This is a genomic window from Pseudomonas sp. GW821-FHT04C07, from assembly GCF_059420325.1.
Genome location: NZ_JBWKTM010000009.1, coordinates 218,531 through 241,678, shown reverse-complemented (window position 1 = coordinate 241,678; position 23,148 = coordinate 218,531). Strand labels below are relative to the sequence as shown.

21 protein-coding genes are annotated in these 23,148 nt (G+C 59.8%); 6 read left to right on the top strand and 15 right to left on the bottom strand.

Going from position 1 to position 23,148, the window contains the following annotated elements; genetic code table 11:
• Window positions 1-43: 43 nt before the first annotated feature.
• Window positions 44-1,465, bottom strand: coding sequence for an MltF family protein (locus tag AC07UI_RS18390; RefSeq protein ID WP_494993838.1), 1,422 nt, complete (start codon window positions 1,463-1,465; stop codon window positions 44-46).
• A gap of 234 nt (window positions 1,466-1,699) precedes the next feature.
• Between AC07UI_RS18390 and AC07UI_RS18385 the strand changes: the two genes are divergently transcribed.
• The 3 genes from AC07UI_RS18385 to AC07UI_RS18375 all read left to right on the top strand — a co-directional run bounded on the left by AC07UI_RS18385 (window position 1,700) and on the right by AC07UI_RS18375 (window position 4,784).
• On the top strand, window positions 1,700-2,506 hold the full coding sequence (locus AC07UI_RS18385; protein WP_494993837.1) for a TatD family hydrolase: 807 nt from the start codon (window positions 1,700-1,702) through the stop codon (window positions 2,504-2,506).
• A gap of 231 nt (window positions 2,507-2,737) precedes the next feature.
• Complete coding sequence (locus AC07UI_RS18380) at window positions 2,738-4,219, top strand: methyl-accepting chemotaxis protein (RefSeq protein WP_494993836.1); 1,482 nt, start codon at window positions 2,738-2,740, stop codon at window positions 4,217-4,219.
• A 202-nt stretch (window positions 4,220-4,421) separates the two neighbouring features.
• A complete protein-coding gene (locus AC07UI_RS18375) occupies window positions 4,422-4,784 on the top strand; it encodes a terminase (protein ID WP_494993835.1) in 363 nt (120 codons plus the stop codon).
• Window positions 4,785-4,790: 6 nt separating this feature from the next.
• Here AC07UI_RS18375 and AC07UI_RS18370 read toward each other — a convergent pair whose 3' ends face one another.
• From AC07UI_RS18370 to AC07UI_RS18360, 3 genes are all read right to left on the bottom strand, one after another.
• A complete protein-coding gene (locus AC07UI_RS18370; protein WP_494993834.1) occupies window positions 4,791-5,588 on the bottom strand; it encodes an acyl-CoA thioesterase in 798 nt (265 codons plus the stop codon).
• Window positions 5,589-5,865: 277 nt separating this feature from the next.
• Window positions 5,866-6,633 carry a CHAD domain-containing protein gene (locus AC07UI_RS18365; protein ID WP_494993833.1) on the bottom strand — a complete coding sequence of 256 codons (768 nt, stop codon included), beginning with the start codon at window positions 6,631-6,633 and terminating at the stop codon, window positions 5,866-5,868.
• 91 nt (window positions 6,634-6,724) lie between these two features.
• Window positions 6,725-7,003 carry a hypothetical protein gene (locus AC07UI_RS18360; RefSeq protein WP_494993832.1) on the bottom strand — a complete coding sequence of 93 codons (279 nt, stop codon included), beginning with the start codon at window positions 7,001-7,003 and terminating at the stop codon, window positions 6,725-6,727.
• 221 nt (window positions 7,004-7,224) lie between these two features.
• Here AC07UI_RS18360 and AC07UI_RS18355 point away from each other — a divergent pair, with 221 nt between their 5' ends.
• A complete protein-coding gene (locus AC07UI_RS18355; RefSeq protein ID WP_494993831.1) occupies window positions 7,225-8,265 on the top strand; it encodes a patatin-like phospholipase family protein in 1,041 nt (346 codons plus the stop codon).
• A gap of 21 nt (window positions 8,266-8,286) precedes the next feature.
• On the opposite strand, the gene AC07UI_RS18350 is transcribed toward AC07UI_RS18355, so the two are convergent.
• The 6 genes from AC07UI_RS18350 to kdpF form a co-directional block, all read right to left on the bottom strand.
• The gene (locus tag AC07UI_RS18350; RefSeq protein ID WP_494993830.1) at window positions 8,287-8,982 is read right to left on the bottom strand and encodes a response regulator; all 696 of its coding nucleotides are present in this window, start codon (window positions 8,980-8,982) and stop codon (window positions 8,287-8,289) included.
• Between the two features lie 48 nt (window positions 8,983-9,030).
• On the bottom strand, window positions 9,031-11,688 hold the full coding sequence (locus tag AC07UI_RS18345; protein ID WP_494993829.1) for a DUF4118 domain-containing protein: 2,658 nt from the start codon (window positions 11,686-11,688) through the stop codon (window positions 9,031-9,033).
• A 136-nt stretch (window positions 11,689-11,824) separates the two neighbouring features.
• The gene (kdpC, locus tag AC07UI_RS18340; protein WP_494993828.1) at window positions 11,825-12,370 is read right to left on the bottom strand and encodes a potassium-transporting ATPase subunit KdpC; all 546 of its coding nucleotides are present in this window, start codon (window positions 12,368-12,370) and stop codon (window positions 11,825-11,827) included.
• Between the two features lie 83 nt (window positions 12,371-12,453).
• Window positions 12,454-14,535 (bottom strand): potassium-transporting ATPase subunit KdpB, encoded by a 2,082-nt coding sequence (gene kdpB / locus AC07UI_RS18335; RefSeq protein WP_494993827.1) that lies wholly within the window; start codon window positions 14,533-14,535, stop codon window positions 12,454-12,456.
• Window positions 14,536-14,552: 17 nt separating this feature from the next.
• Window positions 14,553-16,256, bottom strand: a complete 1,704-nt coding sequence (gene kdpA, locus AC07UI_RS18330; protein ID WP_494993826.1) for a potassium-transporting ATPase subunit KdpA — start codon at window positions 16,254-16,256, stop codon at window positions 14,553-14,555.
• Window positions 16,257-16,264: 8 nt separating this feature from the next.
• Window positions 16,265-16,354 carry a K(+)-transporting ATPase subunit F gene (gene kdpF / locus AC07UI_RS18325; protein ID WP_007899818.1) on the bottom strand — a complete coding sequence of 30 codons (90 nt, stop codon included), beginning with the start codon at window positions 16,352-16,354 and terminating at the stop codon, window positions 16,265-16,267.
• 466 nt (window positions 16,355-16,820) lie between these two features.
• On the opposite strand from kdpF, the gene eat reads away from it, so the two are divergent.
• The gene (gene eat, locus AC07UI_RS18320) at window positions 16,821-18,185 is read left to right on the top strand and encodes an ethanolamine permease (RefSeq protein ID WP_494993825.1); all 1,365 of its coding nucleotides are present in this window, start codon (window positions 16,821-16,823) and stop codon (window positions 18,183-18,185) included.
• A 118-nt stretch (window positions 18,186-18,303) separates the two neighbouring features.
• Window positions 18,304-18,471 (top strand): DUF2897 family protein, encoded by a 168-nt coding sequence (locus AC07UI_RS18315; protein ID WP_494993824.1) that lies wholly within the window; start codon window positions 18,304-18,306, stop codon window positions 18,469-18,471.
• A 132-nt stretch (window positions 18,472-18,603) separates the two neighbouring features.
• On the opposite strand, the gene AC07UI_RS18310 is transcribed toward AC07UI_RS18315, so the two are convergent.
• The 5 genes from AC07UI_RS18310 to AC07UI_RS18290 form a co-directional block, all read right to left on the bottom strand.
• A complete protein-coding gene (locus tag AC07UI_RS18310) occupies window positions 18,604-19,455 on the bottom strand; it encodes an urea carboxylase-associated family protein (RefSeq protein WP_494993823.1) in 852 nt (283 codons plus the stop codon).
• 15 nt (window positions 19,456-19,470) lie between these two features.
• Window positions 19,471-20,124: a GntR family transcriptional regulator gene (locus tag AC07UI_RS18305; RefSeq protein WP_494993822.1), complete on the bottom strand. Its 654-nt coding sequence runs from the start codon at window positions 20,122-20,124 to the stop codon at window positions 19,471-19,473.
• An 82-nt stretch (window positions 20,125-20,206) separates the two neighbouring features.
• A complete protein-coding gene (gene fabF, locus AC07UI_RS18300; protein ID WP_494993821.1) occupies window positions 20,207-21,481 on the bottom strand; it encodes a beta-ketoacyl-ACP synthase II in 1,275 nt (424 codons plus the stop codon).
• A gap of 38 nt (window positions 21,482-21,519) precedes the next feature.
• Complete coding sequence (locus tag AC07UI_RS18295) at window positions 21,520-22,314, bottom strand: SDR family NAD(P)-dependent oxidoreductase (RefSeq protein WP_494993820.1); 795 nt, start codon at window positions 22,312-22,314, stop codon at window positions 21,520-21,522.
• A 224-nt stretch (window positions 22,315-22,538) separates the two neighbouring features.
• A complete protein-coding gene (locus tag AC07UI_RS18290) occupies window positions 22,539-22,871 on the bottom strand; it encodes a ComEA family DNA-binding protein (RefSeq protein ID WP_494993819.1) in 333 nt (110 codons plus the stop codon).
• Window positions 22,872-23,148: the final 277 nt, after the last annotated feature.

Here is a 23,148-nt window from a genome sequence, read left to right as displayed (position 1 = left end):
GTTAAAAGCGCAAAAACCCCACCATAACAATCAAATTTATCGATTATTTCCGTAAGGCGACCTTTTGCGGCTGGGTCTCCAGCGAACCCCGTTCCCGATCGAACGCCAGGTAGTACTTGTTGACGCTATTGACGTAGCTGACGGCGCCCATTCCCGCCTGCTCCAGGGCGATGCGTTCCACCTGGAAAAACCACTGGTCGGGATTCAAGCCGCGCCGTCTGGCCTCGGTGCGCATGCCCTGAACCCGCTCCGGGCCGATGTTGTAGGCCGCAAGCACAAAGGCCATGCGCTCGCGCTCGTTGAGCTTGGGGCTGGCGAAGAACTTGCGGCGGATCAGCCCCAGGTACTTGGCACTGGCCTGCACATTGCCGTCCAGTGACTGAATATCATTTACCCCCACCCGCTGAGCCGCCGAAGGGGTAATTTGCATCAAACCCGTGGGACCGCCGCCGCTCTTCGCGCTCGGTTGCAGCGCTGACTCCTTGAACGCCAGCGCGGCCAGGTTCAGCCAGTCCAGACCCTGTTCGCGGGCATGTTTTTGCAGGACCGGGCGTAGTTTTTCCAGGCGCTGGCGGTCGGCGTGGGCCAGAGGATAGTGGACCTGATCCAGGCGTCGATAGATGCGCAGAAACGCGACGTCCTGGTCCGCTGGTGTTTTATAGGTTTTCAGGAAGCGATCGATACTCGCCCGGAGCATCGACGCGTCGCGCCGCACAAACCAATGCTCTTCGCCCGACTCACTGATGATCACCTGCCGATCGAAACGCAGCTTGGGCAGAATCTTGCCCCAACGCTCGGCAATCGGTTGCTCGACGATGGTCAGGTGGAAAATCCCGCCCTGAACCATTTCCAGCACATCTTCGACGGCAAGGCTGGGATCGACCCACTCGACCTTGACCGGCGGCAACTTGCGCAACGCCAGTTTCTGATTGATCTGATTGATCGCCTCACCCGCCGCGCTCCCCGTGGTCAGCGCCAACGTGTGCCCGGACAGCTGCTCAAGGCGGGTGAAATGCCGCTCACCTTTGATCCCTACCAACAACAACGGAACGTTACTGATGATCGGGTCACTGGAGCTGATGGCGTGTCCTGACTGAGGGCTCAGCAATTCGCCGGGAGCAACCAGATCTCCCTCGCCGCGCTCAAGGGCACCGAGCAATTGATCCTTGGCTTTGGGAATTATCTTCAGGTTGATTTCCTGACCGTCAGGGGCCTGACCGTTGAGGTATTGTTCGAAGGCACGCAGGCGATGGTATTCGACGCCAATGGTCTGGCCCTGGACTTCGCCGGAACTGTTGCGGCTCTGGTTGACCAGCACCCGCAGGACGCGACTGTCACGGATCTGCGCCAGGTCGCGAACCTTGCCTGACACAACAGCCACGGGGGGGCCGGCCAAACGTGCAACCGCGGGCATCGGCAGCAGCAACGACAAGCACAGCACAAGCAAAACCGAGGGTCTCGTCATCCGCTCTCCGGGAAGATACTGTCCAGCCTCTCGAGTAATTTCGGGAAGTTGGGCGACAGAAACAGAGCGCTTAGAGCGCTGGCAGCGTGCGAAAGACTGGCAAGCGATGGCTGGACGGCCAACCGAAGCTTTCTTCCGGCATCAAAAGACAGCTTTAACTCATTGTAGTTCTTGGTTTTTCTTATAAATCTACGGCTCTGATATGCTTTCCGGCCTTTGGTCCGAGGTAGCACCATGCAACTCATCGATATCGGCGTCAACCTGACCAACCCAAGTTTTGCCGACAAACACCAGGCAGTACTCGACCGCGCCTATGCCGCCGGAGTCTGCCAACTGGTCCTCACAGGCACCAGTGTCGAGGGCAGTGAGCAGGCGCTTGAACTGTGCCAACAACTGGACGAAACCGGGCAACGACTGTTCTCCACGGCGGGGATTCACCCTCACTCGGCCAGTGACTGGAACGCCGATAGCGCTCAACGCTTGCGCGGCCTGCTCAAAGAGTCGAGCGTGCGTGCCGTGGGTGAATGCGGCCTGGACTTCAATCGCGACTTTTCACCACGCCCGCAGCAGGAAAAGGTGCTCGAAGAGCATTTGGCGATGGCGGTTGAACTGCAACTGCCAGTGTTCCTCCATGAGCGCGACGCCAGTCAGCGGCTGCTGGAAATCCTGCGCGACTTCCGTGACCGTTTGCCCGCCGCCGTGGTGCATTGTTTTACCGGTGAGCAACGGGCGCTGTTCAGCTACCTCGACCTCGATTTGCACATCGGCATCACTGGCTGGATTTGCGACGAACGCCGTGGCACTCACCTGCACCCACTGGTTCGCGAGATTCCGCGCGGGCGCTTGATGCTGGAAAGCGATGCGCCGTACCTGTTACCGCGCAGTCTGCGGCCGAAGCCGAAAAACGGTCGCAACGAACCCGCGTACCTGACAGAAGTTTTGCGCGAAGTCGCGTTGCATCGCGGTGAGAGCCTGGAAGATGTGGCAGCACATAGCACGGCGTGTGCCCGGACGTTTTATGGGCTGCCGTCGATAGAGTGAATCAGAAAAATCCACGTTGATTGTACCGTCGCCTCGCGGGCAACAGCCTCGTTCCTACGGGGATTACGGTGCCTTTGCAGGAGCGAGGCTGCCCGCGAAGAGGCCCTGACAATCAAAAAAATCTGTCGCCCATCCCCCCACCATTGACCCACATCAACAACCCTTCGCCTGGATAGCGGCACAATAATGGCACCTTGCCAAAACTGTTTCCGCTATCAGAGAAGACCTTCCATGGGTGCCTGGCTTAGCAACATCTCGCTGAAGTACAAATTCTGGGCCGTCAACGCGGTCGCATTCATCACTACCCTGCTGTTGGTGCTGTATGCCGTACAGCTCGAACAGCAGGCTCGCAGCCAAGCCTCACAGACCTCAGCCCAGGCCCAGGCGCGCTTGCTGAATGCCTGGTCCGTCGGACAATCCTTGCCCAAGGCAGACCACCTGCTGAGCTTCAGTCGGGGCCAGACTCCCTCCCTGAACGGACAGCCATTACCGGCGTTGAACAACGCCAGCGGCTGGGTCGAGCTCAACGCTATGCCGCTGTTGGGCGACAACCCGTTGCTGGGCGCCGACATTGTGTCCCGAGCGGATGGTGAACAGGTCGCGGTGCTGGCCTATGGCCCAAGCCTGAGCCAGGTGTTCGGTGAACGATTGGCCAACTACGCGGTGGCGGTGTTCATCCTGATGTTGGCAATGCTTGGTGCCTCGCAGTTGCTGATCCGTTTTTTGCTCAGCCAGCTCAACACCTTGAAAGACGTGATGCTGCACGTGGAAAAGACCGGCGACCTGTCGGCCCGCGTGCCATTGGCCTGCAAAGATGAAGTCGGGCAAATGGCCAGCGCCTTTAACGCCATGCAGGCCGGCTACCAACGGGTGGTCAACACCGTGGCGCACACCGCCGAACAATTGGATGTCGGCGCTGCACGGCTGGCCGCGAGCATGAATGAGGTGCGCCACGGCATGCTTGGCCAGCAAAGCGAGACCGATCAGGCCGCGGCAGCGATCAACGAGATGTCGGCCACGGTTTATCACATCGCCGAGCATGCCGGAGCGACGCGCGACTTGTCGCAAACCGCCGACACCCTGGCCGGCAGCGGGCAGGATGTGGTCAGCCGCGTGCAGCAATCGATTGCCGGGCTTTCCAGCGGCGTACGGCAAACCGCGGAGATGATTCAGCGATTGGCCGAAGACAGCCAGAAGATCAACGGTGTAGTCGGCGTGATTCACAGCATTGCCGAGCAAACCAATCTGCTGGCACTTAACGCCGCGATCGAAGCCGCCCGGGCCGGTGAAATGGGCCGTGGCTTTGCGGTGGTCGCCGATGAAGTGCGCAACCTGGCCAAACGGGTGCAGGCCTCCACCGACGAGATCACCCTTATGGTCTGCGCCCTGCAAGCCGGGACCCGGGATGCCGTGGACTTCATGCAGGAAAGCTCGTTCAAGGCTGACGATTGCGTGCAGCAGGCCGAGGAAGCGGGCCTGGCACTCGCAGAAATCACCGGTGCTGTAGCGCAGATGCGCACAAGCAACACACAAATCGCCGTGGCCGCCGAACAGCAGAGCCAGGTCGCAGAAGAAATGAATCGTGCGGTGGTGAGCATTCGCGACGTGACCGAGAACACCGTGCAACAGACCATCGACTCGGCCACCACCAGTAATGAACTGGCGACATTGGCCGGTGAGTTGAGCAAGGCGATAGGCCAGCTCAAGCTGTAAGGATGCCATCATCGCGGGCAAGCCTCGCTCCTACAGGATTGCCAGTGCCCTTGGAGGAGCGGGGCTTGCCCGCGATGACAATAAAGCAGCTAACATCAATCTCGAGATACCTATTGCAGCGATAGCCAGCCTTGATTCGCCGAAGCCGTTTGCCCGACCTATTCTTTATTCATGGGTTTTACACGGATCGAGGATTTCCAGCATGGGCAAACGTCACCCCAATCTCCCCGCCTGGCAATGGCGGGCGCCCCCCGAAAACCATCGCAACCCGACTAATCTGGTGTTGCACCTGATTGCCGTGCCGCTGTTCATCCTGGCGTTTCTACTGATCGTTTCGGGTGTGTTCGGGATGAGCTTTCTGAACGTTGCCATCGGCGTCGTTGGCTTGCTCGCCGCGTTGGGCCTGCAGCGCCACGGCCACAGCCTGGAGGTGCAAGCCCGCGAGCCGTTCAGTGACCGCAAAGACGCCGTGCAACGCCTGATGGTCGAACAGTTCCTGACCTTTGCACGGTATGTCTTGAGCGGTGGATGGTGGCGCGCCTGGCGTGAGCGCCACCGGCATTGAGCGGTTTTAACCGAAGACGGTAACCGTCTGCCGACTCATGGCGATCAACTGTCCTTCTGGGCTCCACAACGCTGCTGCCGCATGGCCATAACCGTCGCGGGCATGCTCGATGACCACGCGATACTTGCACCAGTCCAGCGTGCTCAGCGCCAGCAATGGCTGCACGAATTCGATGGTCCAGGTCAGGGTGCTGCCCGCCGCCGGTTTGCTCAAGTGCGGCAACAGGGCCGGAGGCCAGGCATCCACCAGCGCCAGAATATGTGCCTCGGTCAGTGGCTCTTCCTTGACATCCCCACGCAAACGCACCCAACCGCCCATCTCCCGCGACTTGTTGCCAGTGAATGGCAAACCACCAACACTCCAACGCATCGCCAGGTGGCGCATGAATTCCGGGGTCACACCCTTGATATAAGGCAGTTCCTGACAGTCATCCCAGTGTTTCATTTCGGGGGCCGGTTCGGCCGCCACGTCGATTTCCGAAGCGCGGGAGGCGCCAAAGCTGCCCTGGACCAGCGTTACCACTTGCCCGTTCTGCATGGCCCGACCCAGCACCTGGCTGACAGCCTTGCCTTCGCGCAATACATCCACTTCAAAGCTGACGGGCACACCAGGTTCGGCCGGGCCGACAAAGGTGATCGCCAACGAACGTACCGGACGATCTGCCGGAACTTTTGCGCGCATGGCCTCGTACTGCAATGCGGCCATCAGCCCGCCAAAACTGGCACGCCCCTGAGCCCATTCCGCCGGGATAGACAGCTCGAGCGGAGTGCTGCGCACGGCGTCGACTAAATCACAAAAGCGCATAAAAGCCTCAAGCCAGAAAAAAGACTCAAAGATCTTAACCATCGGACGGGGACTGCACAGCACTTATTCCGGCCAAAAAAGCGGACAGATAAGCCGAACGCTCCCGGTAACCCGCGGACTTGTAGCAGCTGCCGAAGGCTGCGTTCGGCTGCGAAGCAGTCGTGAATACGGTTATTGCGGTGTAACTGTTAATCCGCGTCGGCGGGTTTTACGACTGCTACGTCCGAACGCGGCCCGAGCCGAACGCAGCCTTCGGCAGCTGCTACGACGGGTGTGTTCAGGATTTGAAGCAAGCCGCGCTCAGCGTGTCCAGCACCAGATCTGCACTTGCCTGGGCCTTGACCATGGTCACTCGCCAAACCGCCACACAGGGCTGCAAATCGGACTCTTGCTCAGCTTTGGCCAGCCATTGCCAGCAATCATGCCAGTTGCCGAGCGCCTCTTGAGCGGCTTTCAATCGAGGCATAGCCTTGACCGGTAACGGGTCCAGTTCAGGATAGGACTCGGCTGCGTAGCGCACGCGCTTGATCAACAGGCGCAAGCGATGTCGGTCATGCTCTGGATCGTGCAATGCCTTATCCAGAGCGTCCCACAGTTTGGCCAGACGCTTTTCGATGCGTTGACGCAAGCCTTTGAGTAATCCCTGACGCTGGGAGGCTCGCAGAAAGCGCGGAAACGCGTCGAGAATGAGAAACAGTTGCGCCAGCTCAGGACCCGTCGCCACCGCGGGATAGGCTTTAGCCATTTGCACCGTGCGGCGCAGGGCCGCTTCATGCTGACCATGACTGTGCAAGTAGGCGGCCAGTACTTCCCGGTCGCGCAAGGGGGTGGTCAGGTTGCCGACTCCGGCCGCCGCCGCTTCCAGTTGCTCGACTCCGGGCAAACCACGCAGGGGTCGCAGCAGACTGCGCAACCGGCGAACCGTGGTGCGCAGATCATGCAGCGCTTCATCATCAGTCGTCGCACTCAGTCGCGCCTGGCAGGCCCGCAAGCGAACTTCCAGGCTCAACACCTGAGCCACCAACCGATCCACCAAGGCAGACATGGTTTACTCCCGAATCGAACATTCAATGTTGCGACGGCAAACCTGCAGCAATGATGCCGCAAAGCCCTGCGCTACCTCATCAATCCTTTGATCAACGACCGGCACGCGACTCACGAATGTAGAAACGGGCCTTCTCGGCTTTTTTGGTACAGCCTTCGTAAGCCTCGAACTGCTGCTGAGTCTTGGCTCCGGTCAACAAGGACAGTGCCTTGGAGTAACTGACGGTGCCAGCGAAACCTTCGGCCTTGGCCAGGTCCAGCTCCTGCCAGGCCGCGTCCAGCTGGCTACCGCAACTGTCACGATACGCCGTTTTACCGGCACAACCAGCCAGAGCCAACGCAATCAACGGCAGACAAATCCAGGCTTTCATTGATGACACCTCAAGATAGAAAAACAATCGTGCACGGTATGACGGCCAGCACCGTAAAAAGTGCCTTGCCCCCCTGATGAATATAGCTGGGGCGAGAATACTCGCCTGTCGCCATTGATTATCGAAAAAACGACCTTGCCCCCAAACCCTCGATCAGCAGCGATTGAAGCAAGGCCCATGATGGGTGCATTGTTGACTCAAGTTTGACGAAGGGGCGAGTCATGAAAAAACGTGTCGCGTTGGTGCTGGGCTCCGGTGGCGCCAGGGGCTATGCCCATATCGGGGTCATCGAAGAAATTGAACGACGCGGTTACGACATCGCCTGCATCGCCGGTTGTTCCATGGGCGCGGTGGTCGGCGGGATCTATGCCGCAGGCAAACTCAACGACTACCGCGACTGGATTGAAAGCCTGGACTACCTCGACGTGTTGCGTCTGGTAGATGTCAGCTTCCGTCTCGGAGCGATTCGTGGGGAAAAGATCTTCGGGCAGATCCGCAAGATCGTCGGCGAAATCAATATCGAAGACCTGCGCATCCCCTACACGGCGGTCGCCACGGACCTGACCAATCAACAGGAAATCTGGTTCCAGGAAGGTTGCCTGCACCAGGCAATGCGCGCCTCGGCAGCAATCCCCAGCCTGTTCACCCCGGTGATGCAGGGCAACCGGATGCTGGTGGACGGCGGCCTGCTCAATCCACTGCCGATCGTGCCGGTGGTCTCGAGCCACTGCGACCTGATCATCGCGGTCAACCTCAACTCGACCAACCAAAGGCGCTATCAATTGCCGGTGATCCAGCGCCCAGCGGCGTTCAAAATCCGCTTCGACAGTCTGATCAACTCCCTTGGCTCGCGCTTACCGTTTCGTCGAAAACAAGCTGAAAAGTTGCTGTTACTCGAACAGGAAGCCCTGCGAGCAGATGCCGCCGACATCAATAACCCGTGGATCGAGTCCGCCGAACCTGAAGCTCAGCAACCGGCGGCCGCCCCGCAAACCCCTGGTGCACCGAAGTCAGCCACCGGCTCGTTCATTATCGACAACGTCGGCCCGGCATCATTGCTGGACTTGATCAACCAGAGTTTCGAAGTGATGCAGACCTCACTGGCACAATACAAAATCGCTGGCTACCCGCCGGATGTCCTGATCAACGTGCCGAAACGGGTGTGCCGGTTTTTCGAGTTTTACAAAGCGCCGGAGCTGATCGCCCTGGGCCGGGAGATCGCCCGCGATACGCTGGATCGCTATGAGAATGATCAGCTTTGAAGAGCGTTGCCGGGGCGCGACCTAACCCAAGGCATCAATCAACCGATACCCGACACCTGCCTCGGTCACGATAAACCTCGGTTGGGTCGGGTCGTCCACCAGTTTTTGCCGTAGGTGACCAACCACAATCCGCAGGTAATGACTGTCTTCGGTGTGGGTCGGGCCCCAAATGTCCTTGAGCAATTGCTGTTGAGTGATGACGCGTCCGGGGTGCTGGGCCAATTGCGCCAGCACCGCGTATTCCTTGCGGGTCAACGCCACTTCAGTGTCGTCCAGCAGCACGCGGCGATAAGCCAGGTCCACCGTCAACGGACCGAACCTGAGCGCCGCTTCCTGTGCCTCACCTGCGGGTGAGTGACGCAGCAAGGCGCGCACCCGGGCGAGGAACTCCTGAATGCCGAAAGGCTTGGTCACGTAGTCGTTGGCACCGCCATCGAGGGCTTCGACCTTCTGCCCCTCGCTGGCGCGTACCGACAACACCAGCACCGGCACCTTCGACCATTCGCGAAATTCGCGTAGCACTTGTTGGCCGTCCATGTCCGGCAAGCCGAGGTCGAGCACCAGCAAATCCGGTTTGTTCAGCGCGGCCTGAGCCAAACCTTCGCTGCCGGTGCCGGCCTCCAGTACTTTATAGCCCTGAGAAGCCAGGCTGATGCGCAGAAACTTGCGAATCTGTGGTTCGTCGTCGATGACCAAAATGGTCGCGGTCTGGCTCATGGTTTCTGATCAAGATAAAGAAGTGACGCTAGAGTAGCGCATGGAATGTCAGGCTTCACTTTCAAGTCCGGGCTGCTCCTGCAACGGTAAATGGATCGTGATGCAGGTGCCGCGACCTTCGATACCGTCAGCCACACTGATACGCCCGCCATGGGCGCCGACCATGCCCTGACAGATCGCCAGACCGAGCCCCGTGCCCTGCCCTCCCCGATCACCGCGAGCAGCGGTGTAGAACATGTCGAAAATCTTTGCGCGCTCGGCTTCTGGAATGCCCGGCCCTTCGTCGCTCACCGCAAAGAACAGCTCGCTATCGGTCGAACCGGCGCACAGTTGCAAACGCCCCTGAGCCGGAGAAAAACGTGCAGCGTTTTCCAGTACGTTAACCAGCGCTTGCTCGATCAACGCGGCATGCACGTAGAGCAACGGTAATTCGCTCGGCACATCGATGCTGACTTGTAACGGTGCCAGTACCGCTCGCAGCCGATTCAGCGCACTGCCGACGATATCAGCCGGCGACACCCAATCGCGCGCCAGCTTCAGCGCGCCATGCCCAAGACGGGTCATGTCCAGCAGGTTCTGGATATAACGATCCAGTCGCTCGGCTTCATCGCGGGTACCCTCGAGCAACTCCCGACGGTCCTCCAATGGAATCGCCTCGCCCAAGGCCAGCAAGCTGTCGATGCTGCCACGCATGGAGGTCAGCGGGGTACGCAAGTCGTGGGACACCGACGCCAGCAAAGCGCTGCGCAGTTGCTCGGTTTCACCATGCAGACGTGCTGCCTCCAGATCCTCGGCCAATTGCGCCCGGGCCAGGGCTTGAGCCAATGGCTGACTCAGCGCAGTCAACAAACGCCGCCGCTGACCGCTGAGTGGCTGGCCGTCTTTGGTGCACACCCCGAGTAACCCCAGCGGCCCCTCTTCCACCGACAATGGCCACCACCACCAATGCCCGAATGGCAAGGTCCCGGTGCCCATGCCCGCGGGTTGATCGTGTTGCCAGGCCCAGTCGGCGGCAGCGCGCTCGGCCTCGGAAAACTGCAGCGGGCCGCCGGTTTCGACCTTCCAGCCGCCGGGGGCCAGGCTATCGCGGTTGAGCAGGCACAATTGCAGCTCGTTCCAGCCGTTCAGATGCTGCGCGCCAGCGCTGACTACCGCCTGGCGATCAGTCGCGGCGGTGAGTTTGCGCGACAGGTCGAGCAATTCGCTGGTCTCCTCCTGGGTGTCGCGCAGAGCCTGTAACTGTCGCCGTTGACGCGCGGCGAGGTTACCGGTCAACGCCGCCATCAACAGGAAGAACAGCAGCGTCAGCACATCTTCTTCGCGCTGAATGGCAAAGGAGAAGTTCGGTGGAATGAACAGGAAGTCGTAAGTCAGAAACGACAGCGCCGCGCAGGCCAGGGCCGGGCCGAGGCTGCTGCGCACCGCCACCAGCAGCACGGCAGCGAGGAACACCAGCGAGATGTTCGGCAGCGGCAACACACTGGCCACCGCCCAGGCCAAGGCAGTGGCCAGCACCGTCGCCAACACCGCCAGCGCATAGTCGAACCAGACCAACGAATGTGGCGCGCGCATACGCGGTGCTGGCCGGTCTATGTCACCGTCGAGGACGTTGATTTCCAGCCCTCGCGCATCGCGCAACAAGCGCGAGGCCAGCCCTCCGCCGAACAGCCGACGACGCAAACGCTGCCTTGACTGACCGACCAGCACCAGACTGGCACGGCGCTCGGCGGCGTGTTGAATCAGGGTTTTCGCGACCTCGCCGGCACGCAACAACACCACTTCACCGCCCAGACGTTCGGCCAGTTGTTGGGCGCTTTGCAGGCGTAAACGTGACTGCTCGTCGCGCACACCGCCGTTATCCACATGCACCAGACTCCATGGCAAATGCCGCCGCTGGGCAACCCGACTGGCGTGGCGCACCAGACGTTCGGCCTGCGCGTCACCGTCGACACCCACCAACAGTCGCCCGCGTACCGCCGGTGCTGCCTGGCCCAACTGCCGATAGCCTTGCGCCAAGTCATTATCGACCTGGGCCGCAGCGGTTTGCATCGCCAACTCGCGCAATGCGGTGAGGTTGGTCTGGGTGAAAAACGCGTCGATGGCCGCCCGCGCCTGCTCGGGCACATAAACCTTGCCGTCGCGCAGACGCTCCAGCAGCTCCCGGGGCGGCAGGTCGATCAGCAACAGTTCGTAGGCTTCCTGCAACACCCAGTCGGGCAACGTCTCCCGGACCTGCACCCCGGTGATTCCGCGCACCTGATCGTTGAGGCTTTCCAGATGCTGGACGTTGACCGTAGTGAACACGTCAATGCCGGCCGCCAGCAGTTCCTGAATGTCCTGCCAGCGCTTGGCATGACGACTGCCGGGAGCATTGGTATGGGCCAGTTCATCGACCAGTACAAGCTTTGCTTTGGCTTTGAGCAGGCCGTCGAGGTCCATCTCTTCAAGCACCACGCCGCGGTATTCGGAACGAACCAACGGCTGCTGCGGCAAACCGCCGAGCAGCGCTTCGGTTTCCGCGCGGCCATGGGTTTCCACCACGCCGGCGAGAACTTTGACGCCCTGACGCAGTTGTGTGTGGGCCGCTTGAAGCATGGCGTAAGTCTTGCCAACGCCGGGGGCGGCGCCGAGGAAAACCTTGAGCCGGCCACGACCGTCGCTTGGTAAATCTGCTAACAGCGCGTCGGCTCGGCCGGAATCACTCATGGGCTATCTCTTTTGGCAGGTATTGATCGTTCCCACGCTCCGCGTGGGAATGAATCATTGGACGCTCTGCGTCCGCTTCTGGGACGCTCTGCGTCCCTGGCTGCATTCCCACGCAGAGCATGGGAACGATCATCGTCTACAACTTTTCCAGCGCTGTATTCAAGGCCAGCACATTCACCACCGGCGGCCCCACCAGGGGCTGTTCGACATGCGTATCCACCAATTGCTGCAGGGTCGAAACCGGCAGGTTGCGTGCGGCCGCAACCCGCGCCAGTTGATAGACAATCGCTGCCGGTGGCAAGTGTGGATCAAGGCCGCTACCGGAGGTGGTGAGCAATGCCAGCGGTACGGCCCCCTGCCCCGGTACGAACAGTTTGTTGGCATCGTCAATAACACGAGTGGCCAGCGCCGGGTTGCTTGGCGACAGGTTGCTGGCGCTGCTTGACACCGTGGCGAAAGCACCCGCCGAAGGCCGCGGATGGAACCAGGCATCGCCGGTGAAATCCTGGGCGATCAGCGCCGAGCCACGAACCTTGCCGTCGGCATCGCGCACCAGGCTGCCATTGGCCTGAGCCGGGAACGCCACCTGCGCTACACCGGTCACCACCAGCGGATAGGCCACACCGGTAATCAGGGTCATCAGAACAATCAGGCTCAAGGCCGGACGTAACATAGTGGACATCATCGAATCCTCAAATTGGAAATACATAGCCCTGTGGCAAGGGAGCTTGCCCCAAGCCACAAGAACTCACGCCTCAGGGAGCGTTAAACCAGATGCAACGCCGTCAGCAGCATGTCGATCAATTTGATGCCCACGAACGGCACCACGATGCCGCCGACGCCGTAGATCAGCAGATTGCGTCGCAACAACGCCGCTGCGCTCGCCGCCTGCACTCGTACGCCGCGCAGAGCCAGCGGGATCAGCACCACGATGATCAAGGCATTGAAGACGATCGCCGAAAGGATCGCGCTCTGCGGGCTGCTCAGGTGCATCACGTTGAGCACGCCCAGCTGTGGATAAATCGAGGCGAACAGTGCCGGCAGGATGGCGAAGTACTTGGCCACGTCGTTGGCGATGGAAAAAGTGGTTAGCGCACCACGGGTCACCAGCAACTCTTTGCCGATCTGCACCACATCCAGCAGCTTGGTCGGATCGCTGTCGAGGTCGACCATGTTCGCGGCTTCACGCGCAGCCTGGGTCCCATCGTTCATCGCCATGCCGACGTCAGCCTGGGCCAGCGCCGGAGCGTCGTTGGCACCGTCGCCACACATCGCCACCAGACGACCGTCATTCTGTTCATGACGAATACGCGCCAGCTTTTTCTCCGGTGTGGCTTCAGCCAGCACGTCATCGACACCTGCTTCAGCGGCAATGGCGGCGGCGGTCAGCGGGTTGTCACCGGTCACCATCACGGTGCGGATACCCAACTTGCGCAGTTCGGCGAAGCGCTCGCGAATGCCGGGTTTGACCACGTCCTTGAGGTGGATCGCACCGAGCAATTTGCCCTCGGCGCACACCAGCAACGGTGTACCGCCGCTCTGGGCAATCTTGTCGATTTCCCGCGACAGTACGGACTGCAGATCGCGACGTTGCAAACCGACGAAGTTCAGCAGCGAATCCACTGCGCCCTTGCGGTAAACGCGGCCCTGGTAGTCAACACCGGACAACCGGGTCTCAGCACTGAATGGCACCGCGGTCAGCACATTGGTGGCGGGTTCAGGCTGTGGATAATGTCCGCGCAAGTATTCGACGATGGACTTGCCTTCCGCCGTGTCGTCAGCGAGCGAGGCGAGCAACGCGCCTTCGGCCAGCTCTTTGGCGCTGACGCCTGGAGCGGGGTAAATCGCCGTGCAGCGACGGTTGCCGAACGTGATGGTGCCGGTCTTGTCCAGCAACAACACATGCACATCACCCGCAGCTTCCACCGCACGACCGGATTTGGCGATCACGTTGAGGCGCACCAAACGGTCCATCCCGGCGATACCGATGGCCGACAGCAGGCCACCGATAGTGGTCGGAATCAGGGTCACCAACAACGCCACCAGGAACACCAGCGGCAGGCTGCCGTTGGCGAAGTGAGCGAACGGCTGCAAAGTCACGACCACCAGCAGGAAGATCAGAGTCAGACCGATCAGCAGGATATCCAGCGCCACTTCATTCGGGGTTTTCTGACGTTTGGCGCCTTCCACCAGGGCAATCATGCGATCGAGTGTCGACTCACCGGGGTTGGCGGTGATGCGCACCAGCAACCAGTCGGACACCAGCCGGGTATTGCCGGTGACGGCCGAGCGGTCGCCACCGGACTCGCGGATCACCGGCGCGGATTCACCGGTAATCGCCGCCTCGTTGACTGCCGCGATGCCTTCGATCACTTCGCCGTCACCCGGGATCATTTCCCCGACTTCGACGCGGACGATATCGCCTTTGCGCAGGCTGGTGGCAGGCACCACCTGAAAGCTCCCATCGGATTTTTTGCGCCGGGCGCTCAAGCCTTCGCTGCCAGCCTTGAGGCTATCGGCACGGGCCTTGCCACGGCCTTCGGCCAGGGCTTCAGCGAAGTTGGCGAACAACACGGTAAACCACAGCCACAAGGCGATTTGCGCCGCGACGTAAGTCGGCACTGCGGTATCGGGCACGAAGCACAGCACGGTCGTGAGGATCGCCGTCAGCTCCACCACCAGCATCACCGGCGCGCGCTGCAATTGCCGAGGATCGAGTTTGACGAAAGCTTGCACCAGCGCCGGACGCCACAGGGCCGAGATCGCGGTTTTCGGTTGCTCCGGCGCTTTAACGGCAGCGGCTTTTTTCGGTGCAGCTTTGTTTGATACAGGAACGGGCATATTCATTATCAAATCCCTCAGCTCTAGAGCCCAAAAGCAGCCATGCTCAGATGTTCAGCGATAGGACCCAGCGCCAGGGTCGGCAGGAACGTCAGGCCGCCTACCAGCAAAATGGTCACAGTCAATAAGGTCACGAACAGCGGGCCATGGGTCGGGAAGCTGTTCTGGCCGATGGGCGCGGTTTTCTTCATCGCCAGGCTGCCGGCCAACGCCAGTACCGGGAGGATGTAACCGAAGCGGCCGATCAACATGCCAAGACCGAGCATCAGGTTATGGAACGCGGTGTTGGCACTGAAGCCGCCGAACGCAGAGCCGTTGTTGGCGCTGGCCGAGGTGTAGGCGTACAGCAACTGGCTGAAACCGTGGGGGCCTGGGTTACTCACCGCGGCCACCGGACCCGGTAGACTCGCCGCGATCGCACCGAGCACCAGCACGCCGACCGGCATCACCAGCAAGGTCACCACCAGCAACTGGACTTCCCTGGCCTGGAGTTTCTTGCCGAGGTATTCCGGGGTGCGGCCAATCATCAAGCCGGCGAGGAACACCGCAATCAATACGTTGAGCAACATGCCGTAAAGGCCGGCACCGACGCCGCCGAAGATCACTTCGCCGACCATCATGTTGACCAGCGCGACCATGCCGGTCAGCGGGTTGAGGCTGTCATGCATCGCATTGACTGAACCGTTGGACGCCGCTGTGGTGGTCACCGACCAGAGCACCGTGGCGGTAGTACCAAAACGCGATTCCTTGCCTTCCAGTGGCGCGGTCTGTTCGACCGTGACGTTGTCCAGGGTTGGGTTCGGCTGGTACTCGGCCCACAGCGAGGTAGCGCCGCCGATCAGGAACAGCGCCAGCATGCAGGCGATGATCGCCCGACTCTGACGCAGGTCTTTCACGTAATGGCCAAAGGTAAACACCAGGGCAACCGGGATCAGGATGATCGACGAGACTTCGAACAGGTTGCTCCAGGCCGTCGGGTTCTCGAACGGATGGGCCGAGTTGACGCCGAAGAAGCCACCACCGTTGGTGCCCAGTTGTTTGATCGCAATCTGGCTGGCCGCAGGCCCCAGAGGAATCACTTGATCCACGCCCTGCATCGTCAGCGCCTTCACGTAATGGGCGAAGGTTTGCGGTACGCCTTGCCAGACCAGAAACAGCGCCAGTAGCAAGCACAACGGCAACAAGCCGTAGAGCGTGGCACGGGTCATGTCTACCCAGAAGTTACCCAGGGTTTGCGCCGATTTGCGACCGATGCCGCGACACAAGGCAACCAGCACGGCGAGGCCGGTGGCGGCGCTGACAAAGTTTTGCACGGTCAGTCCAACCATCTGGCTGAGGTAGCTCAGGGAGGCTTCACCGCTGTAGGACTGCCAGTTGGTATTAGTCATGAAACTGATGGCGGTGTTGAACGCCAGCGTCCACTCCTGACCCGGCAGGTTTTGCGGGTTGAGCGGCAAGTAGTCCTGAAACAGCAGGATCGCGAACAACAGCAAAAAGCCCGCGAGGTTGAAGGCGAGCAAGGCCAGGGTGTATTTCTGCCAGCTCTGCTCGGTCTGCGGGTCGACCCCGGCAATGCGATAACAACCGCGCTCCACCGGCCCAAGAACCGGCGTCAACCAGGTGCGCTGGCCTTCCATCACCTTGTAGTAGAACCGTCCCAGAAAGGGTGCCGGTATCAGCACCAGAGCGAAGAAGGCAAGGATCAGCCAATAGTCATAACTGTGCATAGCCGCTCCTAGTTCCGATCGGCGCGCAACAGCGCAACCAGTAGATAAATGAACAGCCCCACTGCCAGCAGCAGTGACACTCCGTCCAGAACGCTCATGGGATTTCTCCGTCGTACGGCGATTGCCGCGTGTGGAGCCATTGTCCGCAGGGAGGCTGTAAAGGAACGAGATCGAGGGGTGAGGCGCGGCATAAAAAAAGTGTAAAAAGTGGGGGTACTGCGGTGCCTGATCGTTCCCACGCTCTGCGTGGGAATGCATCCCGTGACGCTCCGCGTCACATCCAGAACGGACGCAGAGCGTCCATGGCGGCATTCCCACGCGGAGCGTGGGAACGATCGAAAGGGGGGTAACCAAAGATGTAGGAGCAGCCGGTCGACGCTCGATTGCTCGCGATAGCGTCAGAACATCCACCACCGCACTCAAGTAGCGCAAAAACAGCGGGCATCCAGCTGCTAACATCCTCGATACGACAGTTTTCTGTCCATTACGACGTGCTTTCGCGATATGGCATGCCCGCTGCACACCTCCTCCCCCGAGCACTTCAAACCGTTCGGGGAGCAACGCATGAACACACAACTCAAGCCCACCTTGGGCACGCTGCATTTATGGGGTATCGCGGTCGGTCTGGTGATTTCCGGTGAATACTTTGGCTGGAGTTACGGTTGGGGCGTGGCCGGGACGCTGGGCTTTTTGGTGACGTCGTTGATGGTCGCGACGATGTACACCTGCTTCATCTTCAGCTTCACCGAACTGACGACCGCTATCCCTCATGCGGGCGGGCCATTCGCCTACAGCCGTCGAGCATTCGGTGAAAAAGGCGGGCTGATTGCCGGGCTGGCGACGCTGATCGAATTCGTCTTCGCTCCGCCGGCGATTGCCCTGGCCATCGGCGCCTATCTGAATGTGCAATTTCCCGCCCTCGACACGAAACACGCAGCGGTCGGCGCCTACATCGTGTTCATGGGGCTGAACATCCTCGGGGTCAAACTGGCCGCGACGTTCGAACTGGTGGTCTGCGTGCTGGCCGTCGTCGAACTGCTGGTATTCATGGGCGTGGTGGCGCCGGCTTTCAGCTTCAGCAACTTTGCCCTCAACGGCTGGGCCGGTACCGATACCTTCGGCGCGCCGGCGATTGCCGGGATGTTTGCGGCGATTCCGTTTGCCATCTGGTTCTTCCTGGCCATCGAAGGCGCGGCCATGGCCGCCGAAGAAGCCAAGGATCCGAAACGCACCATTCCCAAAGCCTACATCAGCGGCATCCTGACCCTGGTGTTGCTGGCCATGGGCGTGATGTTCTTCGCTGGCGGCGTGGGCGACTGGCGCACCCTGTCGAACATCAACGATCCGCTGCCACAAGCGATGAAAGCAGTGGTTGGCGAAAGCTCTGGCTGGCTGCACATGTTGGTATGGATTGGCCTGTTCGGCCTGGTGGCAAGTTTCCACGGGATCATCCTCGGCTACTCGCGGCAGTTCTTCGCCCTGGCCCGCGCCGGTTATCTCCCTGCATCGTTGGCCAAACTGTCGCGTTTCCAGACCCCGCACCGGGCGATCATTGCCGGCGGGCTGATCGGCATCGCGGCGATTTACAGCGATGGCCTGATCAACCTGGGCGGCATGACCCTCACCGCGGCGATGATCACCATCGCGGTGTTCGGCGCCATCGTGATGTACATCATGAGCATGCTCAGCCTGTTCAAACTGCGCAAAACCGAGCCGCTGCTGGAGCGCACTTTCCGCGCGCCAGGCTATCCGCTGGTGCCAGCCATCGCGCTGTTTCTGGCGGTGGTGTGTCTGGTGGCGATGGCCTGGTTCAATACGTTGATCGGGATGATCTTTCTGGGTTTCATGGCGGTCGGTTTTGGGTACTTCCAGATGACCGCACAACTGCGCACCGATGCCCCCGCCGATGCAATGCTGACCGGGCTGTAAACACTGAGGAAGCGCTATCCAGACGGATCAGGCCTACAATGGAACTACTCAAAGGTGGTATATGCATGACCGTTGCGCGAAATCCTTCGCCCGATGGCCTGCCCTTAAGGAGAGCCCTATGCCTTGGTATGCCTGGTTGATTCTGGTTCTTGCTATCGGCTCGATCGTCGGCGGATTAATGATACTGCGCGACACCGCAAACAAGGTGGAGCTGACCGAAGAGCAACGTAAACGCGTGGCTGAACGCAACGCGGAAGCGGACGCCAAGGATGCGCGGGATCGTTGACTAAAAACCCCCGCCATTGAGAACCAATGACGGGGGTTTTCTTATCTATCGCCATGCACAGAACTGTGGCGAGGGAGCCCCCTCGCCACAAATAGCGCCTGACTTCAAATCCCGGCAAGGGCTCCAGCGCTTCTATTTTTCCCATTCAGCCTTGGCAATGTGCAATCCGTGCATCCCCTTGTAGGCCGCGCGCTCAGGCTGGCTCCAGCCTTCGAGCAATGAATCTTCAAGCCGATAGATCTCCACCCCCAACGGACGACAGACGCTCAGCGGATCCTGCGCATCCGGCCCCCACATCGCGAGCGACAAATCACCTCCCGGGCACGTGGACAAGGCACAGAGCAAATCGATTTCGGCAAAGAACTCCAGATAGTCGCCCTTCTGTGCCGGGCAGGCCTTCATGAAGTACATGTCGTCGTGGTTGAGACCGGTGCACTGGAAGATATTCAGCACATCGTGTACGTCAAACTCGGTCAGGCCATGGGGCAATACAGCGCGGGTCAGGTTCGAATGGCAGTGATGGTGGAAATCTTCACCGGTGAGCATTTTGTTTACATAAGGATCGCAGCGGGTGCCCAGCAAATCGTGCAGTCGACCACCATGTTCATCGATACCGTAACTCGCCAGGCTGTCATCGGTGATGGTCACCAAAGGCCGCAAAAACGGCAGGTTCGACCAGAGCCGGTCATGGGTGCTGACATGCGCGCCCTGCAATTGACGAGTACGTGCGGCCCACAAACGTTCGCGCGGATCATTGGCATTCCAGACATTGAAATCCCCCACTTGCGGGCCGACAGGGGTGGTCACGCGAAAGACATGCCCGGCCGGGACCTTCCACGCACGACCCGTGCGGATCGGGACTTCGAACTGGTCGATCAGCGTGCGACCGTCCTTGGTGTCACGGATCCGCTCATAAAAGGCCTTGTCCACCTGCAGGGCCGAGCCTTTGCTGACCTGGTAAGCCGCGGGATAGTCTTTGTACATAGTGAACATCCTCGATCAGGGGTGGGAAGTGTCGCTGAGCATGTCGAGTAACTGCTGCTCGGAGTCGTCGAGGTAAAGACTCATCGCCTCCTGAGCTGCAGGTTTTTTGCCCTCGGCAAGCAAATCGTGAATCTGTCGATCGCGCGCAAGCCAAGGTGTTTGAAAGAGCTCCTCGTCGGGTGCAGCACAAAACACCAAGCGCATCTGGGCGACGATGTTCGTGAAGAACTCATCGAACAAGGGGCTGCACATCAGCCCAACAATATGCTGGTGAAAACACAGGCTGTGGGTGCCGACGGCTTGCCAGTCCTCGCGCTCGCGGGCAAGTTCCGTGGCTTCGATGGCCTCGAGCATGCGATCGGACTGATACTCGCGCAGTGGCTTGCTGGTGGCGATGGCCTGCAACTCCAGAGTGCGCCGGACCTGAAACAGATCGCGCACTTCATCGACGCCGAGGCGCCGCACCACCACACCCTTGTTGCGCACATAGCGGGTCAGCCCTTCCTGCCCCAAGCGATGCAGTGCTTCGCGAATAGTGTTACGCGAAGCATTGTAGGCTGTCACCAGATCGCTTTCGATCAAGGCCATGCCCGGTAACAATCGGCCACCGATTATGTCGGTCCGTATCTCCAATGTGATGTGATCGGCCAGGGAAAGTCCGCTGCTCATGGTCATCGCCCCTCATGATTGTTCAACAATCGTCAGATAACGAATAACCACTATTCGTGCCAATTCTGCGAATGACGAAAGCTTACGCCTGCCATCGCTTGAACAACACGCTGGCATTGACCCCCCCAAAGCCGAAGCCATTGGACAACGCATACTCGATTGCCAGCGACCGTGCCTGACCATGGACGATGTCCAGCCCTTGCGCCGCTGCATCCGGGTTCTCGAAGTTGAGGGTGGCCGGAACGATTTGATCGCGAATAGCCAGAATCGTGAAGATCGCCTCAATTCCGCCCGCAGCGCCCAAAAGATGCCCGGTGGCGGATTTGGTCGATGTCACCGCAACCTCTTCGTGTGTACCGAATAACGACTTGATCGCGGCGATCTCGCCCAGGTCACCCACCGGCGTAGAGGTCGCGTGAGCATTCAGATGCTGCACCTGCGCCGCGCTGATTCCGGCCTGCGCCAATGCCAGCGCCATGGAACGCCGCGCACCGCTGCCATCTTCCGGGCCGGCGGTCAGGTGATAGGCATCGGCGCTGGTGCCATAGCCCACCAGTTCCGCCAACGGTCGAGCGCCTCGGGCCAGAGCATGCTCCAGCGCCTCAATCACCAGAATCCCCGCACCCTCCCCCATGACAAAACCATCGCGCCCACTGTCGAACGGTCGCGAAGCGCGCTCGGGAGTATCGTTATAGCCACTGGACAATGCCCTGGCCGCCGCAAAACCGGCAAGACTGACACGATCAATTGCAGCTTCCGCGCCGCCGCACACCGCAATATCGGCTTCGCCGCTACGAATCAATCGCGCGGCATCACCAATGGCTTGTACGCCTGCGGCGCAGGCGGTTACCGGCGCCCCCAGCGGCCCCTTGAAACCGTGCTGGATCGATACATGACCCGCCGCAAGGTTGACCAGAAACGATGGAATCGTGAACGGCGACAAACGCCGCGGGCCGCGACTATCAGTCGTTCTCACCGCATCGGCAATGGCACCAAAACCACCGACGCCGGATCCGATGATCGTCGCCGTGCGCTCTTGGGTCCGAGAGTCAGTGGCGGTCCAGTTCGCCTGCTCCAATGCCTCTTTCGCTGCCGCTATGGCGAACATGATGAAGCGATCCATTTTCTTCTGCTCTTTGGGCGGCGTCGTCCGATCAGGATCAAAACCCGCTTCAGCATCCTCTGCCAGAGTTGGCACCACGCCGCCAACCTTGGCCGCCAGATCAGCCACCATCTCCTCCGGTAGCCGCCGCAACCCCGAACGACCGGCCAGCAAACGCTCCCAGACTTGCTCGACACCGCAACCCAGCGGAGAAACCAGGCCCATGCCTGTCACGACAACTCGACGACCGTTCATACGCTAAACACCTCAAATCGTGTCATGGACCAAGCCCCTCACTTGTAGCGAGCCGCCGCGCTGCTCTTCGACAAATTCGGCCCCAACCCATGGCGCGCCGCAACAAAGGCGTGCCAATCCGCCGCATCCGGCAGCGAAGGAATCGTAATCAACTCCCCTTGATCAAAGCCGGCCAATGCCGCGTCGACCATTTCCCCTGCGTCCATCACCATTTCCGGGGGGATCGCGCTGGCATCGATACCTGAACGCTCCCAGATTTCCGTATGCGTTGCCCCCGGCAACACGGCCTGCACCCGCACGCCCAACCCACTTAACTCGGCGTTCAGGGATTGGGTCAAACTCAAGACGTAAGCTTTGGTCGCGCTATAGGTTGCATTGAAGCGCTCCGGAATCAACGCCACCACCGACGCCAGATTGATAATCGAACCGCGCCCGGCAGCCGAAAAACTCTGCGCAGCAGCAGAAGCCAAACGCGTGACAGCCACCACATTGAGCTGAATCATCCGCTCCATCTGATCCATATCTGCACTGGCCAGCGCCCCATCGGCAGCGACACCGGCATTGTTCAACAACAGACTGATACTTGGGTCGCTGCGCAAGCGCTGTTCGACATTCAGCAGATCCGCCTTGAGCGTCAAATCCGCTTTCATCACTTCAACCTGCACACTGTACTCGTCACGCAACCTGATCGCGGCCGCCTCCAGTCGCCGTTCATCGCGAGCGACCAACAACAAGTCATAACCACGCGCCGCCAGCCGCTCAGCGTAAATCGCACCGATACCGGACGATGCGCCGGTGATGAGGGCTGTACCTTGGGATTGGACCGGGTTCATAGCTGCACTCCTGGGAGAAGCTGTGGGGGATCTGAGTGCCTTGGCAGTCAAGGCACCTCAGGGGGGAAGCGAGTTTATTATAGGCATAATACAAACAAAATATGATAGTCGTAATTTTTTTAACCTGACAAAAGGCGAAATGACTCCGCCTCATTGGATTGCTCAGACATCAGAAGACAAAAAAGGCCAGTCAACGACCGGCCTCGAGCACTAACGGATGGGCTTCAATTGACCTCAAGCTTGTCGCGATTCTTGTCCAGAATCGCCTTGCCGATCCCCTTGACCTCCAGCAACTCATCCACCGACGCGAAAGGCCCGTTGCTCTCCCGGTAAGCAACAATCGCCTTGGCCTTGGCCTCACCAATCCCCGAGAGCTCGCGTTGCAAGGTAGACGCATCGGCCCCGTTGAGATTGACCTTTGAGGTGGTTTGCCCAGCTGGTGCTACTTGCGCAGCGACAGGCGCAGTGGCCTCCTGTTTGGCAGGCGCAGCGTTGACAGCAAGAGAGGCGCTGGTCAGCAGAGCAAAGACCAGGGACGAGAAGTAGGCTGTACGCATAAGTGACACTCCATGACATCGATAAGGGAGAAGCAGCTTTTCCGAAGCTGCATCTCTAAATTAGGTCATATCATGTACATGTCAAAAATGGCTGCGTTACAGCATATGTAACGATTCACACTTTAACCAGGCTAAGCCAAGAATCACAACCAGACCGAAAAATGTAGCTGTGAGCAAACCAAATAGCCACTTCGTCGCCGAAGTAGCAACTCGTTTATATTCATGGTAATACAATGTATTTGACCAAGGTTCCTGGAGCTAAGAATCTGACTACAGA